A 14,622-nucleotide genomic window follows, 5' to 3' on the forward strand; every position below is an offset into this window, starting at 1 on the left:
CGGCCCTCTTTATTTCGCCGCAGGCAGGTTATCATGAGCGACATGAAGATTCTTGTTGTCGAAGACGACCCGGAAGCCGCCGCCTATCTGGTGAAGGCCTTCCAGGAGACCGGCCATTTGGCGGACCACGCCGCCGACGGCCTCGAGGGCTACGCGCTGGCCTGCGAGGGCGCCTACGACGTGCTCGTGGTGGACCGGATGTTGCCCAGGCTCGACGGCCTGTCGCTGATCCGCTCGCTGCGCGAGCAGAAAAACGAAACCCCGGTGATGATCCTGTCGGCCCTCGGCCAGGTGGACGACCGGGTCAAGGGGCTGCGCGCCGGCGGCGACGACTACCTGCCCAAGCCCTACGCCTTCTCCGAGCTGCTGGCGCGCGTGGAGGCGCTGGCCCGCCGGCGCAGCGGCGGCGTCTCCGAACAGACCACCTATCAGGTCGGCGATCTCGTCCTCGACCGACTGGCCCACACCGCCACCCGCGGCGGCAGGGAGATCGCCCTGCAGCCCCGCGAGTTCCGCCTGCTGGAATATCTGATGAAGCACGCCGGCCAGGTGGTGACCCGCACCATGCTGCTGGAGAACGTGTGGGACTACCACTTCGATCCGCAGACCAACGTCATCGACGTGCACGTGTCGCGACTGCGCGCCAAGGTGGACAAGGGCCACCCCACGCCGCTGATCCACACCGTTCGCGGCGCCGGATACATGATACGTGACAGCGCTCGGTAAACTCGTCCGCACCACGGCGTTCAAGCTGTCGCTGGGCTATCTGGCGGCCTTCGTGGTCATGGCCGCGCTGGTGCTCGGTTACGTCACCCAAAGCGCCCGCGACCTGCTCATCGAGCAGACACGCACCACCATCGCCGCCGAAACCGCCGGCCTCGCCGAGCAGTACCGCATCGGCGGCGTGCGCCGCCTCGTGCTGGCCGTGGACCGCCGCACCCGCCTGCCTGGCGCCTCGCTCTATCTCCTCACCACCTTCGCCGGCGAGCGCCTCGCCGGCAACGTCGGCGAACTGCCCGCCGGCGTGCTGGACGAGGAGGGTTCGCGCATCATCTCCTACCGGCGCGACGACCGCCACGAAGACCGCCAGATCGAAGGCCGCGCCCTCGTCCAGGTCTATGTGCTGCCCGGCGGTTTCCGCCTGCTGGTGGGCCGCGACCTGGAGGAGCAGGAGCGCCTGCGCCAGGTGATGTGGCGCGCCGCCGGCGTCTCCCTCACGCTCATCACCGTGCTCGGCTGTCTCGGCGGCTGGTTCATCACCCGGCGCGTGCTCAAGCGCGTCGACGAGATGTCGCAGACGGCGAAGACCATCATGGCCGGCGATCTCGCCGGGCGTCTGCCGGTGACCGGAACCGGCGACGAGCTCGACCGCCTCGCCATGCATCTCAACGAGATGCTCGAACGCATCAGCGAGCTGATGAACGGCCTGAAAGAGGTCTCCGACAACATCGCCCACGACCTGAAGACGCCGCTCACCCGGCTGCGCAATCACGCCGAGGAGGCGCTGCGCGGCGCCCGCGCCCCCGAAGATTACCAGGCCGCTCTCGGGGCGGTGATCGAGGAGGCAGACAACCTCATCAAGGTGTTCAACGCCCTGCTGATGATCGCCCGCCTCGAGGCCGGCGGCCAGCCGCAGGAGAGCATGGCCGAGTTCGACGCCGCCGAGGTGGCGCGCAGCGTCATCGAGCTCTACGAGCCGGTGGCCGAGGATCTCGGCTTCACGGTCAGCGTCGACCTGCCTGAACGCCTGCCGCTGTACGGCAGCCGCGAACTGCTTGGGCAGGCGCTGGCCAATCTCATCGACAATGCGTTCAAATACGCGGCGCCGGCGGGCGGGGAGGCGGGGGAGGGGCGCGATCCCTCCGCCGGCCGGCCGCAGCTCGCCGTCGCCGCGCGGCGCACGGCGCAGGGTGTGGAGATTTCCGTCTCCGACAACGGGCCCGGCATTCCCGAGGCGCAGCGCGGCCAGGTGGTGCAGCGCTTCGTTCGTCTTGAGGGGGCGCGCAGCCGTCCCGGCTTCGGCCTCGGCCTCAGCCTCGTCGCCGCCGTGGCGCGGCTGCACGGCGGGCGGCTGCGCATTGAGGACAACCGCCCGGGACTGCGGGTGGTGCTTGAACTGCCAGGAAAGGGCGCGACGGCATGACGAAAGGGCGTTCCGGCGGGCGACAGCCGGCGAAGGACGGGGAGCAGCGCCAGGCGGCGCCGGACGGCGCCGGTCTCGCGGCGCGCTGCGTGACCGCGCCGAAAGGCGGCGACGCCGCCGCCATGCGGCAGGCGCGGGCGGCGCTGGCCGAGCTGCGCCGCGGCGACGCCGCTCTCGACGCGCTGCTGGAGCGGAGCCCGCTCGCCTGCGACATGCTGCTCGGCATGCTGGCCCATGCGCCGTTTCTCGCCCGCGCGCTCAGGGCCCAGGCGGCGCGTCTGCACGCCTTCCTCGCCGCCCCGCCGGAGGAAAGCCACGCCGCCGTGGTGGCGGAGGCGGCTGGCGCATGGCGCGAGGCCTCCGACCAGGCTGCGCTGATGAAGGCCCTGCGCCGCGCCCGCATCGCCAACGCCCTGCTGGTGGCCATGGCGGATCTCGGCGGCGTGTGGGACGTGGTGGAGGTGACCCGCGCGCTCTCCGCCTTCGCCGACGCCGCCGTCGCCTCCGCAGCCCGCTTCCTGCTGCGCGACATGGCCCGACAGGGGCAGATCGTCCTGCCTGATCCGGACGACCCCGGCCGCGGCTGCGGCCTCGCCATCCTCGGGCTCGGCAAGCTGGGCGCGCGCGAGCTGAACTACTCCAGCGACATCGACATCGTCGTGTTCTACGACCCGGAGGCGCCGCTGAAGGAGGGGCTTGAGCCCGGGCGCCTGTTCGTGCGCTTCACCCAGACCCTCGCCAGGATCCTGCAGGAACGCACCGGCGACGGCTACGTGTTCCGCGTCGACCTGCGGCTGCGGCCCGATCCCGGCTCCACCGCCGTGGCCATCTCGCTGCCGGCCGCCTTCGCCTATTACGAGACCGTGGGCCAGAACTGGGAGCGCGCCGCCTGGATCAAGGCGCGGCCCATCGCCGGCGACATGGAGCTGGGCGCGGGCTTCCTGAAGGAGCTGCGGCCGTTCATCTGGCGCAAGTACTTCGACTTCGCCGCCATCGCCGACATTCACGCCATGAAGCGGCAGATCCATGTGGTGAAGGGCCACGACCAGATCGCCCTCGCCGGACATGACATCAAGCTCGGCCGCGGCGGCATCCGCGAGATCGAATTCTTCGTGCAGACCCAGCAGCTGGTGTTCGGCGGCCGGCGCGAGAACCTGCGCGGCGCCCGCACCCTCGACATGCTGGCGGCCCTGTGCGCCGACGGCTGGATCTCGGCGAAGGCGCGCGACCAGCTCTCCGGCGCCTACCGCTTCCTGCGCATGCTCGAGCACCGCCTGCAGATGGTGCATGACGAGCAGACCCAGCGCCTGCCGGAGGACGGGGAGCGCCTGAGGAGCTTCGCCCGTTTCGCCGGTTTCGCCTCCACGAGATCGCTGGGCGCGGCGCTCACCCGCACCGCCCGCACGGTGCAGCATCACTACGCGCTGCTGTTCGAGGAGGGGCCGGCGCTGGCCTCCGACGCCGGCAGCCTCGTGTTCACCGGAACCTCGGACGATCCGGCGACGCTGGAGACGCTGCGGCGCATCGGTTTCCGCGAGCCGGCCACGGTCACCGAAACCATCCGCGGCTGGCACTTCGGCCGGCGCCCCGCCATCACCAGCGCCCGGGCCCGCGAGGTGATCACCGAGCTCACGCCGGCGCTGCTGGCGGCGCTGGGGCGCACCGCCGATCCGGACGGGGCGCTGGCGGCGCTCGACCGCGCCTTCGGCCAGATGCCGGCGGCGGTGGAGCTGCTCTCCATGCTGCGCTCCAACGAGCGGCTGCTGAACCTGTTCGCCGACCTGCTCGGCACCGCGCCGCGCCTCGCGGACATCGTCGCCCGCCGTCCGCACGTGCTCGACGCGGTGATCGATCCGGCCTTCGCCGAGGACGCCGGCGACCTAGCCAGCTTCGCCGCCCGGGTGCGCGCCCATGTCGGCCAGCCGGCCAGTTTCGAGGAGTTTCTTGACCGCGCCCGCGACAGCGCGCGGCTGGCCCAGTTCGTGGCCGGCGCGCGCATGCTCACCGGCATATACGCGCCGGACCGGGCGGGGCAGGCGTTCTCGGTCATCGCCGACGCCGTCATCGCCGAAACCCTGGCGGCGGTGCTGCGGGAATTCCGCGCCGACCATGGCGAGGCTCCCGGCGCCGGCGTGGCGGTGATGGCGTACGGGCGGCTCGGCTCGAAGCAGCTCACCGCCTCGTCCGACCTCGACCTCGTGGTCATCTACGATTTCGATCCGGACCGTCCGGAGAGCGACGGCGCAAGGCCCCTGCACGCCTCGGTCTATTACAACCGCCTGGCGCAGCGTCTCGTCACCGCCCTGACCGTGCCGACGCGGCGTGGCCGCCTCTATGAGGTGGACATGCGCCTGCGGCCGGACGGGCGCAAGGGCGCCGTCGCCACCCAGTACGCCGCCTTCGCCCGCTACCAGGTCACGGACGCCGAAACCTGGGAGCACATGGCCCTCAGCCGCGCCCGGGTGGTGGCCGGCGACGCCGCGCTGGCGCGGCGCGTGGACGCCACGGTGCGCGAGGTCATCGGCGCGCCGCGCGACCGCGCCGGGCTCGCCCGCAGCGTGCGCGACATGCGGGCGCTGGTGGAGAAGGAGAAGGGGGCCCGCGGCCCCTGGGACGTGAAGCTGGCTCCGGGCGGGCTGATGGACCTGGATTTCATCGCCCAGTATCTGTCGCTCGCCTGGCCGCAGGCCTTCGCCGCGCTCGAGCGGCGGTGCGCCGCCGCCGTATTCGCCGCGGCCACGGAGCAGGGGCTGTTGCCGGAGGCCGACGGACGGGCGCTGCTCGACGCCGCCGGCCTGCTGGAGGCGGTGCTGCAGTGGCAGCGCCTCACCGTCACCGGCGATTTCGACCCGAAGACGGTGGCGCCGGCGGTGCTGCAGCGCATCGCCGGGGCGGTGGGAGAGCCGGACGCCCGCGCCCTCGAGGCGCGTCTCGCCGAAACCTGCGATACGGTCCGCGGCCTGTTCCGGACGATTCTCGCCGGCTGACCGCCGCGTGACGGGATGCGCGAAACGGGCGCGACGGGCGTTCCCCGTCGCGCCCGTTTTTTGTTCAGCTTCCGCGCCGGCCCGGCCGGGTCACGCCGCTTCGCTGGCGGCGTGCGGGGCGCGCAGCGGGATGATGACGCTGGCGGTGGTGCCTTCGCCCTGGCGCGAGCGGATCTCGAGGCGGCCGCCGTGCATCTCGGCCAGCGAGCGGGCGATGGCGAGGCCAAGCCCGGCCCCCTTGTTGGCCTTGTTGAACTCGCCTTCCACCTGCTCGAACGGCCGGCCAAGCTTGTCCAGCGCCTCCTCGGGAATGCCGACGCCGGTGTCGGCGACATGGATGTAGGCCCATTCGGAGTCGGCCTCGGCCCGCACGGTCACGGCGCCGCCCTCCGGCGTGAAGCGGACGGCGTTGCGCAGCAGGTGGACGAGGATCTGCTGCAGGGCGCGGCTGTCGGCCTCCATGGCCAGGCTGTCGGGGGCGGCCACCGTGAGGCGCAGGTCCTTGCCGCTGGCCGCCTCGCTGACATGGCTGACCGCGGAGTCAATGACGTTGCGGGCGTCGATGCCGGCGCGCACGATCTGGCGGCTGCCGGTCTCGATGCGCGACATGTCGAGAATGTCGTTCAGCAGCGCCAGCAGGTGCTCGCCGCTCTGGCGGATGTCGCGGCAGTATTCGTCGTACTTGCTGTGCCCGAGCGGGCCGAACACGCCCTGCTCCATCACCTCCGAGAAACCGATGATGGCGTTGAGCGGCGTGCGCAGCTCGTGGCTCATGTTGGCGAGGAACTCGGACTTGGCGCGGTTGGCGGCTTCGGCGCGGGCCTTTTCCTCGCGATAGCGTTCGGCGAGGTCGGCGAGCTGCTGCCCGCGCATCTCCAGGGTCTGGCGCGAGCGGCGCAGGTCGGAGACCAGTCCCAGCAGCCGCCGCTCGGACTCCACCAGCTTTTCTTCATGGCGCTTCAGGCTGGTGATGTCGGTGCCGATGGAGACGAGGCCGCCGTCCTTGGTGCGCCGCTCGTTCACCTGCAGCCAGCGCCCGTCGGCCAGCTCGGCCTCATAGGTCTGGGCGTCGCGGCTGACCACGGCGCCTTCCACCGGCCGGGTCTGGACGACCGGCAGCGTGCCGGCCTGCATCAGCTCCTCCTCGGTCATGCCCACCACCTGCAGGTCCGGCGGCAGGCGGTGCAGGCTGCGGAACTTGCTGTTGCAGGTGACGATGCGGCGGTCCTGGCTCCACAGCACGAAGGCTTCCGAGATGCTCTCGATGGCGTCGCTGAGGCGGTTGTCGGAGGTCTTTTTGAGGGCGGCCATGCGGCGCTGTTCGGTGATGTCCACCGAAATGCCGATGAGGTGCGGGCCGCCGTCGCCGCCGGCGTCGTTCACCAGCTCGCTGCGGTGGCGCAGCCAGATCCACTCGCCGGCGGCGTTGCGGATGCGGAACTCATAGTCGACCGTTTCGGCGCGGGCGCCGGCCAGCATGTCGGCGAGGCCGTAGAGGTCGCCGTCGTCGGGATGGATGAGGGCGCTGACCTCGCCGAAGGACATGAACTCGCTCTGCCGGGTCATGCCCAGCAGCGCGTACATGCTGTCCGACCAGTATATGCGGCCGCGGGCGATGTCCCAGTCCCACAGGCCGCAGCGGCCGCGGTTGAGGGCGGTGTCGATGCGGGCGGTGACGCGCTCGCACACGTCGTCGGCGGCGCGGGCCCGGGCCGACTGCATGAAATAGGCCGCGGCGATGGCTACCAGCACCAGCGAGGCGGTGAGCAGCAGCGTCGCGTTGTTGCGGATGGCGGCGCGCCAGGCGGCGAGGGCGTCGTCCAGCGGCTGCGCCACCGCCAGCTGGCCGAGCGGGGCCGGCAGGTTGCGCACCGTCGCCAGCGCCCGCCGGCCGTCGGCGAGGGTGATCTCCATGACGCCGGCGCGGTCGGCGAAGGTGGTGAGCGGCTGCGTCGGCCCCAGCCAGGCGGCGAGGCCGCCCCGCGCCGGCGCGCCCGCCGGGGCGGAGGCGATGATCTCGCCGTTGCGGTCGCTGATGGCGATGACGCGGCCCTCGCCCAGCGCCTGCTGCGGCGCCGTCTCGAGCAGGCGGGCGGCGAGGGCGGCGGCGTCATCCTCCCCGGCGGCGCGGGCGGCGCCGGCGAGGCCGCTGGCCAGCAGCTCGATGGTGACCGCGGCGTTGTCGAGGCTCCCGGCGCGGGAGCCCAGCGCCTGCAGGGCGGCGCTGACGCCAAGGGTCAGGATGAAAACGGCGAGAAGGCCGGGAACGGCGAGCCGGAGCCAGGGTTCGGCCGCCACCAGACGCCCGAGCGCCGGGTGGGTGATGGACTTCGCCACTCCCAAAACGGTGGCCGCGCGCGCAGGTGCGCGTGCGGGCGTCGCCTGGACGCGCGCCATCTCAAACCCCCTTCGGAATCCCAGAGACCTGACATCAGGAGACGTGCCGCATCTTCCCGAATCATCTTCATCAGAATCCGAATTTCAGGGTTTGTCCAGATTGGTTTCCGCTTTGTTATCAACTGGCCGCAAGGCGCGAAAAACGGGGAAAATTCCGCCGTCCCCCTTGATCCGGAGCCGCCGCGCCGCGGCTCCGGAAAAGGCGGCGCCCAGGGCCTATTTCGTCGCCAGCATGCGGGTGAGAATGTCCTGCGCGTCGATTGAGAGGCCGGGCCGGGCGGCGATGCGCTGCAGGGCGGCCAGCGCCTGGTCGCGGCGCGGCTCCTCCAGCGTGCGCCAGGAGCGGAAGGCGGTGAGCATGCGCGAGGCCACCTGCGGGTTCTTCGGGTCGATGGCGAGGATGGCGTCGGCCACCAGGGCGAAGCCCTCCCCGTCGCGCCGGGCGAACTGGGTTGGGTTGCTCAGCGAGAAGGCGCTGAGCAGCGCCCGCACGCGGTTGGGATTGGTGAGGGTGAAGGCGGGGTGCTCCATCAGCCGCCGCACGCGCGCCACCGTGTCCGGTTCGGGGATCATCGCCTGAACGGCGAACCACTTGTCCAGCACCAGCGGATCGTCGCGGTAGCGGGCTTCGAAGGCGGCGAGGGCGGCCTCGCGGCGCCCGCCCGGCAGCGCCGCCAGCACGTTGAGGGCGGCGAGCCGGTCGGTCATGTTGGCGGCGGCGTGGAACTGGCGTTCCGCCAGTTCAGCGCCTTCCTCCGGATCGGCGGCCGCCAGCAGGTCCAGCGCCAGGTTGCGCAGCGCACGCCGGCCGGCGGCCGCGGCGGAGATGTCGGCGCCGTCGGAGGCGTCCGCCCGCGCATGGATCTCGCGCAGCGCCGGGGCGAGGGCGCGGCCGGTCATGGCCCGCAACGTCTCGCGCGCCGCATGGATGGCGTCCGGATCAATGTCGGCCCCGATCTCGCGGGCGACGTCGCCCTCGCCAGGGGCGGTGAGCGCCTGGGCGGCGAAGGCGGGATCGCGGCCGCCCTCCGTCGCGAGGAAGTCGCCGAGCGCGCCGATGAAGGCCGGCTCGCCCGGCCGCGTCGCGCCGCGGCCGGCGCGGATCGCCGCCACATCCTTCACGATGTGCTTCAGCATGAGGTTCTGCGCCGCCTGCCAGCGGTTGAACGGATCGGTGTCGGCGCGGAACAGCAGCAGCTCGCCGGCGTCGTCCAGGTTCACGTCCAGCCGCACCGGCGCCGAAAAGCCGCGCAGCAGCGACGGCGCCGGCCGCTCGGTCACGTTGCGGAAGGTGACGGTGAGCTCTTCGCGGTCGAACACCAGCACGTCGCCGCGCAGCGGCGCGTCGCCGTCCGGCTCAAGCGGGATCTCGCGGCCGCTGGCGCCGATCAGCCCCATCTTCACCGGGATCACCTGCGGGCGTTTCTCCGGCTGGCCCGGGGTGGGCGGGGTGCGCTGCTTCAGGGTGAGCGTCCAGACGGCCGCCTGTTCGTCCCACGCGCCGCGGGCGACGACATGGGGCGTGCCGGCCTGGGAGTACCAGCGGGCGAAATGGTCGAGGTTTTCGCCGCTCACCTCGGCGAAACAGGCGAGAAACTGCTCGACGGTGCAGGCCTGGCCGTCGTGGCGGTCGAAATACAGGTCCATGCCGGCGCGGAACTTCTCCGGGCCGATGAGGATGCCCAGCATGCGCACCAGCTCGGCGCCCTTCTCATAGACGGTCGCCGTGTAGAAATTGTTGATCTCGCTGTACTGCTCCGGCCGCACCGGATGGGCGAGGGGGCCGGCGTCCTCCACGAACTGGGCCGAGCGCAGCGTGCGCACGTCGGCGATGCGCCGCACCGCGCGCGAGCGCTGGTCGGCGGAGAACTCGTGGTCGCGGTAGACGGTGAGCCCTTCCTTCAGGCACAGCTGGAACCAGTCGCGGCAGGTGATGCGGTTTCCGGTCCAGTTGTGGAAGTATTCATGGGCGATGATCGCCTCGATGTTGGCGTAGTCGAGGTCGGTGGCGGTGTCGGGGCTGGCGAGCACGTACCTGTCGTTGAAGATGTTCAGCCCCTTGTTCTCCATGGCGCCCATGTTGAAATCGGACACGGCGACCACGTTGAACACGTCGAGATCATATTCGCGGCCGAAGACCTCCTCGTCCCAGCGCATGGAGCGCTCCAGGGCGTCGAGGGCGTAGGCGGCGCGGTCCGCCTTGCCGGGCTCCACGTGAATGGCGATCTGCACCGGGCGGCCGGAGCGGGTGACGAACGTCCTGGACACGCTGTCCAGCCGGCCGGCGACGAGGGCGAACAGGTAGCACGGCTTGGGGAAGGGGTCGCGCCATACCGCATAGTGACGTCCGCCCGGCAGCTCGCCGCGCTCCTGCGGGTTGCCGTTGCCGAGCAGCAGCGGCGCCTCGGCCGCGTCCGCCTCGATGCGCGTGGTGTAAACCGAAAGCACGTCGGGCCGGTCGAGGAAATAGGTGATGCGGCGGAAGCCTTCGGCCTCGCACTGGGTGCAGTAGACGCCGCTGGAGCGGTACAGCCCCATCAGCCTGGTGTTGGCCGCAGGATTGAGGCGGGTCTGGATGCGCAGCCGGAACGGGCGCTGCGGCGGCGCGCGCAGGGTCAGGCCCTGGGGCGAGGCCTCCCAGGCGCCGGCGGGCGGCGTCTGGCCGTCGAGCGCGAAGGAAACCAGCTCCAGCTCGTCGCCGTCCAGGCGCAGCGGCGCCCCGGCCATGCCGGCCGGATTGGGACGCAGCGACAGCTCCGCCGTCACCAGCGTGTCGTCCGGCGCAAGGCGGATGTCGAGATCAACGGCGTCGATCAGATAGTCGGTCGGCCGGTAGTCGGCGAGGCGGACGATCGGTGGGGTTTCGCTGCGCATCATGCACGGACATCCTGTCGGGGCGCGCGGCCGGCGCGTGGCCTGGCCGCCATCAGCCCGCCGCCGCGGCGGCGCTCGGGCTCCCCAGTAATGACCGCTGCGCGCCCGCGCTTCAATGGCGCTGCCCGCCACAGCAGGCGCGGCCTGCCGGCGTCATGCCGGCGAAGGACCCGGACGCGGGCGCGCGGCGAGAGGCGGGCGGACAGGCCTGACGGCCGCGCCAGAGCGAGTTATGCACAGGCCCGGCGGCGGTGGATGGATGGGGCAAGGCGTTGACGGAAAAGCGCAATCCAAGAAAAAATGGAATGCGTTATCAAAATTTGGCCAGACAGTGGATTTTTTGTTGCACTCGCGACGATTGCGGAGCTACAGTCTTTGCGAGGATGAAAAAAGGGCTGCGCCGGAGCGCAGCCCAAGTCTAGGGAGGAAACGCCCAAGGAGGGCACGCAGCATCACTGCTGCATTCCTACGTTAGACGGATTATCCGATTCTGACAAGATGGATTTTTTGCCCCTCTTTGAGGGGCTATCGGCGCTGGACATGTTCGCGCCAAGCCGTCGCCTCAGGTCATACGGGCCGTTTTCCCGCCGCGGGCCGGGCGCCCACGCCGGCGGATGCTTCCGGCGGTCCGCCCTGCGTCGCACGAACCTTCTCCTTTTCGCGAAGCGCGGCGTCTGGCGCGCCGGCGTCATGGCTGATGGCGTCACGGGCGACGCGTCTTCAGGTGATGCGTCACGGGCGACGGCGGCGCGCTGTCCGCGCCGCTGTCGCCGGCCGTCGCGGCGCGGTCTGCGCCCGCATCGCCGCGCCGCCGCGTCCGGCCAGGGCCCGTCCGGCCGCCTGTGCAGAACCGCCAGCGGCCTTTGGCCGCTTGCGCCGGCGGAACGCGTGACCCATCCTCGCGGGGCCTGCGGCGGCCCGCCCTGGCGGCGCGTTCCGGTCGTCCGGCGTCCGCTGGCGGGCGCGCCGCCCGTCCGTCGTCAAACCCCGGGAGTTCCCCATGCGCTATCTGCACACCATGGTGCGCGTGAAAAACGTGGAGGAGTCGCTCGACTTCTACTGCAACAAGCTCGGCCTGGTCGAAACCCGCCGCAAGGACGTGGAGGCCGGCCGCTTCACCCTGATTTTCCTCGCCGCGCCCCAGGACGCAAACAGCTCACGCGAGCGCCAGGCGCCGGAGCTGGAGCTCACCTACAACTGGGACCCGGAGGAGTATTCCGGCGGCCGCAACTTCGGCCATCTCTGCTACGCCGTGCCGGACATCTATGAAACCTGCGAGCGGCTGATGAAGGCCGGCGTCACCATCAACCGCCCGCCGCGCGACGGCTACATGGCTTTCATCCGCTCGCCGGACGGCATTTCCATCGAGCTGCTGCAGGACGGCCCGCCGCTGCCGCCGAAGGAGCCCTGGGCCTCCATGCCCAACACCGGAACCTGGTGACCCGCGCCGGCCGGGCCGGCGCGCCGCTCCCCAATTCGGGCTATGCCGCGGCGCGCCGTCCGGTCCAGAAGCGCCCCCGGAGCGCCGCCAGCGCCGGCGTTGCGCAACAAGGGGGCGGCGCGGGAGGTTCCGGCGCAGTTCCCTGGCCCGGCGGACGCCGGACGGGGCGTCCGCCGCCGGTCAGGGGCGGATACCAGGAGGCGGCGTCAGGCTGATGACGACAGTTTTGTGCGTGGGCATCGCGACCCTCGACTACATCTACCGGGTCGAGGAAATGCCGAAGGCGGCGGAGAAGCACCGCGCCCTTGACCTCGTGATCACCAGCGGCGGCATCGCCGCCAATGCGGCCGTGGCCGTCGCCCGTCTCGGCGGGCAGGCGGTGTTTGGCGGCCGGCTCGGCGACGACGCCGTGGCGGTGGAGATTCTCAACGCCCTGCACGCGGAAGACGTGCGCTGCTCCTATGTGCGCGGTTTTCCCGGCGTGAAGTCGCCGGTGTCGACCATTCTCGTCGACCGTCACGGGGAGCGCATGGTGGTGAGCTACCGTGACCGCAGCCTCCCGGAGGACGCCTCCTGGCTGCCGCAGGAGCTGCCGCCGGACGTGGACGCCGTGCTGGGCGACACGCGCTGGGAGGAGGCGGCCGCGCGCATGTTCCGCGCCGCCCGCCGCGCCGGCAGGCCGGCCGTGCTCGACGGCGACCGCGCGCCCGAGCATCCCACGGTGATGCAGGACGCCACCCATGTGGCCTTCAGCGCCCAAGGGCTGCGCGAGCTCACCGGCGAGCGCGATCCCCGCCAGGGCCTGCTGGCGCTGCGCCAGCGCGCGCAGGACGTGTGGTTCGCCGTCACCGTCGGGGCGGAGGGCGTGTACTACCTGGAGAACGGCGAGGTGAGGCACGCCCCGGCCTTTCCGGTGGCGGCGGTGGACACGCTCGGCGCCGGCGACGTCTGGCACGGCGCCTTCGCCCTCGCCCTGGCCGAGGGCATGCCCATCCGCCGGGCCATCGATTTCGCCTCCGCCGCCTCGGCCCTCAAATGCCTCACCTTCGGCGGCCGCAACGGCGCGCCGCGCCGGGGCGACGTGATGGCGTTCCTCGCCGGGCGCGGGGCGCTCTGAGCCGGCTCAGCCGGCGCCCAGCCCCGCCGCCTGTCCGATGATCACCAGCGCCGGCCCGCGCGCCGCCATGGCGCGCGCCTTCTGCGGCAGCGTGGCGATGTCGGCGCGGATCACGCGCTCGTCCGGGCAGGTGGCGCGCTCCGCCAGCAGCGCCGGCGTTCCCGGGTCCAGCCCGGCCTCCACCAGCCGCTGCGCCAGCTGCCCGAGCGTCGCGAGGCCCATGTAGACCACGGTGGTGGCGGCGGGGTCGGCCAGCGCCCGCCAGTCGAGATCTTCCGGCAGCGCGCCGTCGCGGGCATGGGCGGTGATGAACTGCAGCCGCCGCGCCGCGTCGCGGTGGGTGAGCGAGACGCCGAGGCGCGCCGCCGCGCCGCTGGCCGCGGTGACGCCGGGCGTCACCTCGCATGCGACGCCGGCGGCGGCGAGCGCGGCGATTTCCTCGCCGGCCCGGCCAAAGATCGCGGGATCGCCGCCCTTCAGCCGCACCACCTGCAGCCCCTTTCCGGCCAGCTCCACCAGCAGGGCGTTGATGTCCTGCTGGGTGCAGGAGGGCTTGTGGCCGCGCTTGCCCACATGGATGAGCTGCGCCTCGCGGCGGGCGTAGTCGAGCGCCGCCTGCGGGATCAGGTCGTCATGGAGGATGACGTCGGCGGACTGCAGCAGCCGCACGGCGCGCAGCGTCAGCAGTTCGGGATCGCCAGGCCCGGCGCCCACCAGATGCACGACGCCGGCGGCGGCCTCCGCCGCGTCGTCCTCCGCGGCGGCGAACAGCCGGTCGCGCACGGCGTCGTCCGGCGCGCGTCCGGGCGCGGCGAACGCCATGGCGGTGAAGCGCTCCCAGAAGCGTCGCCGCAGCCGGAACGGCCAGCCCCGCGCCGTCACCTCCGCCCGCCAGCGCCGCGCCGCCTCGGCCCAGCGCTGGAACGACTGCGGCAGCAGCGTCTCGATGCGCGCGCGCACCGCCTGGCCGAACACCGGCGCGGCGCCGTCGGTGGAGATGCCCACCACCAGCGGCGACCGGTTGACGATGGAGCCGAACTGGAAATCGCACAGGGCGGGACGGTCGACGCAGTTCACCGGCGCGCCGGCGGCGCGCGCCGCGGCGGCGAAGCGGCGGGCTTCGTCCTCGTCCGGAAAGTCGCCGATGGCCAGCATGGCGCCGGCGAGATCCTCCGGAGTCCAGGCGCGCCGGTGCAGGCGCACGCGCTCCGGCAGCTCCCGGGCCAGTCGCAGCATCGCCTGGGGCGGATCGGGGGCGTAGATGTCGACCGTGGCGCCGGCGGCGGCGACCAGTTCGGCCTTCCAGCCGGCGCCGTCGCTGTCGCCGGCGACGGCCACGCGCCGCCCCGCCGGCTTGAAGAACAGCGGCAGGCTGGCGAGCGGGCCCATGCGGGCGGCCAGGGTTTCGGTGGGCCGGGCGGGGCCGGATGAGGGGGAGCCAGGGGCGCCGGTCACGGTCTGCGTCACATTCTGTTGTCTGGAGGAGCGTCAGCGGGGACGAAGGCCTCCCGCCGATGCCAGCGTCGCGCTGGCGCGGCCTTGCGTCAGCATATCACGTCCGTCGCGGCAAGGGGCAGGGCCGCGCCAATGCTGCGCTGCGACGGGCCACAGTCGCGCCCGCCCCGCGCTCCCGTCCGCGCCTTGCCCGGCGAGACCTGCGCCG

The 14,622-nt window shown here is 72.0% G+C and carries 8 protein-coding genes; 5 read left to right on the plus strand and 3 right to left on the minus strand.

The window, feature by feature from the left end:
* The first annotated feature begins 42 nt into the window (after nt 1-42).
* From ACFFJB_RS05525 to ACFFJB_RS05535, 3 genes are read left to right on the plus strand one after another with little or no spacing between them, the layout of a single operon-like run.
* The gene (locus ACFFJB_RS05525) at nt 43-726 is read left to right on the plus strand and encodes a response regulator transcription factor (protein ID WP_376832557.1); all 684 of its coding nucleotides are present in this window, start codon (nt 43-45) and stop codon (nt 724-726) included.
* Nucleotides 710-2,143 carry a HAMP domain-containing sensor histidine kinase gene (locus tag ACFFJB_RS05530; protein WP_376830228.1) on the plus strand — a complete coding sequence of 478 codons (1,434 nt, stop codon included), beginning with the start codon at nt 710-712 and terminating at the stop codon, nt 2,141-2,143. The genes ACFFJB_RS05525 and ACFFJB_RS05530 overlap by 17 nt, the downstream gene beginning before the upstream one ends.
* Nucleotides 2,140-5,130 (plus strand): bifunctional [glutamine synthetase] adenylyltransferase/[glutamine synthetase]-adenylyl-L-tyrosine phosphorylase, encoded by a 2,991-nt coding sequence (locus ACFFJB_RS05535; protein WP_376830230.1) that lies wholly within the window; start codon nt 2,140-2,142, stop codon nt 5,128-5,130. The genes ACFFJB_RS05530 and ACFFJB_RS05535 overlap by 4 nt, the downstream gene beginning before the upstream one ends.
* A gap of 90 nt (nt 5,131-5,220) precedes the next feature.
* Here ACFFJB_RS05535 and ACFFJB_RS05540 read toward each other — a convergent pair whose 3' ends face one another.
* Together ACFFJB_RS05540 and pepN are read right to left on the minus strand one after the other, a co-directional pair.
* The gene (locus ACFFJB_RS05540) at nt 5,221-7,467 is read right to left on the minus strand and encodes an ATP-binding protein (RefSeq protein ID WP_376830232.1); all 2,247 of its coding nucleotides are present in this window, start codon (nt 7,465-7,467) and stop codon (nt 5,221-5,223) included.
* A gap of 276 nt (nt 7,468-7,743) precedes the next feature.
* On the minus strand, nt 7,744-10,401 hold the full coding sequence (gene pepN, locus ACFFJB_RS05545; protein WP_376832559.1) for an aminopeptidase N: 2,658 nt from the start codon (nt 10,399-10,401) through the stop codon (nt 7,744-7,746).
* A 1,000-nt stretch (nt 10,402-11,401) separates the two neighbouring features.
* Between pepN and ACFFJB_RS05550 the strand changes: the two genes are divergently transcribed.
* Both ACFFJB_RS05550 and ACFFJB_RS05555 read left to right on the plus strand, forming a co-directional pair.
* Nucleotides 11,402-11,842 carry a VOC family protein gene (locus tag ACFFJB_RS05550; protein ID WP_376830234.1) on the plus strand — a complete coding sequence of 147 codons (441 nt, stop codon included), beginning with the start codon at nt 11,402-11,404 and terminating at the stop codon, nt 11,840-11,842.
* 214 nt (nt 11,843-12,056) lie between these two features.
* A complete protein-coding gene (locus ACFFJB_RS05555) occupies nt 12,057-12,959 on the plus strand; it encodes a PfkB family carbohydrate kinase (protein WP_376830236.1) in 903 nt (300 codons plus the stop codon).
* A gap of 6 nt (nt 12,960-12,965) precedes the next feature.
* Here ACFFJB_RS05555 and cysG read toward each other — a convergent pair whose 3' ends face one another.
* Nucleotides 12,966-14,414, minus strand: a complete 1,449-nt coding sequence (gene cysG, locus ACFFJB_RS05560) for a siroheme synthase CysG (RefSeq protein ID WP_376830238.1) — start codon at nt 14,412-14,414, stop codon at nt 12,966-12,968.
* Nucleotides 14,415-14,622 lie beyond the last annotated feature (208 nt).

The organism is Camelimonas abortus (assembly GCF_042432745.1).
In the GTDB taxonomy this organism is placed as follows: Bacteria; Pseudomonadota; Alphaproteobacteria; order Rhizobiales; family Beijerinckiaceae; genus Camelimonas; species Camelimonas abortus.

Bases quoted from the DNA above. Each gene is read 5' to 3' on its own strand.
- ACFFJB_RS05550 (WP_376830234.1), top strand. From the start codon at position 11,402: ATGCGCTATCTGCACACCATGGTGCGCGTGAAAAACGTGGAGGAGTCG.
- ACFFJB_RS05555 (WP_376830236.1), top strand. From the start codon at position 12,057: ATGACGACAGTTTTGTGCGTGGGCATCGCGACCCTCGACTACATCTAC.
- ACFFJB_RS05525 (WP_376832557.1), top strand. From the start codon at position 43: ATGAAGATTCTTGTTGTCGAAGACGACCCGGAAGCCGCCGCCTATCTG.
- ACFFJB_RS05535 (WP_376830230.1), top strand. From the start codon at position 2,140: ATGACGAAAGGGCGTTCCGGCGGGCGACAGCCGGCGAAGGACGGGGAG.
- pepN (WP_376832559.1), bottom strand. From the start codon at position 10,401: ATGCGCAGCGAAACCCCACCGATCGTCCGCCTCGCCGACTACCGGCCG.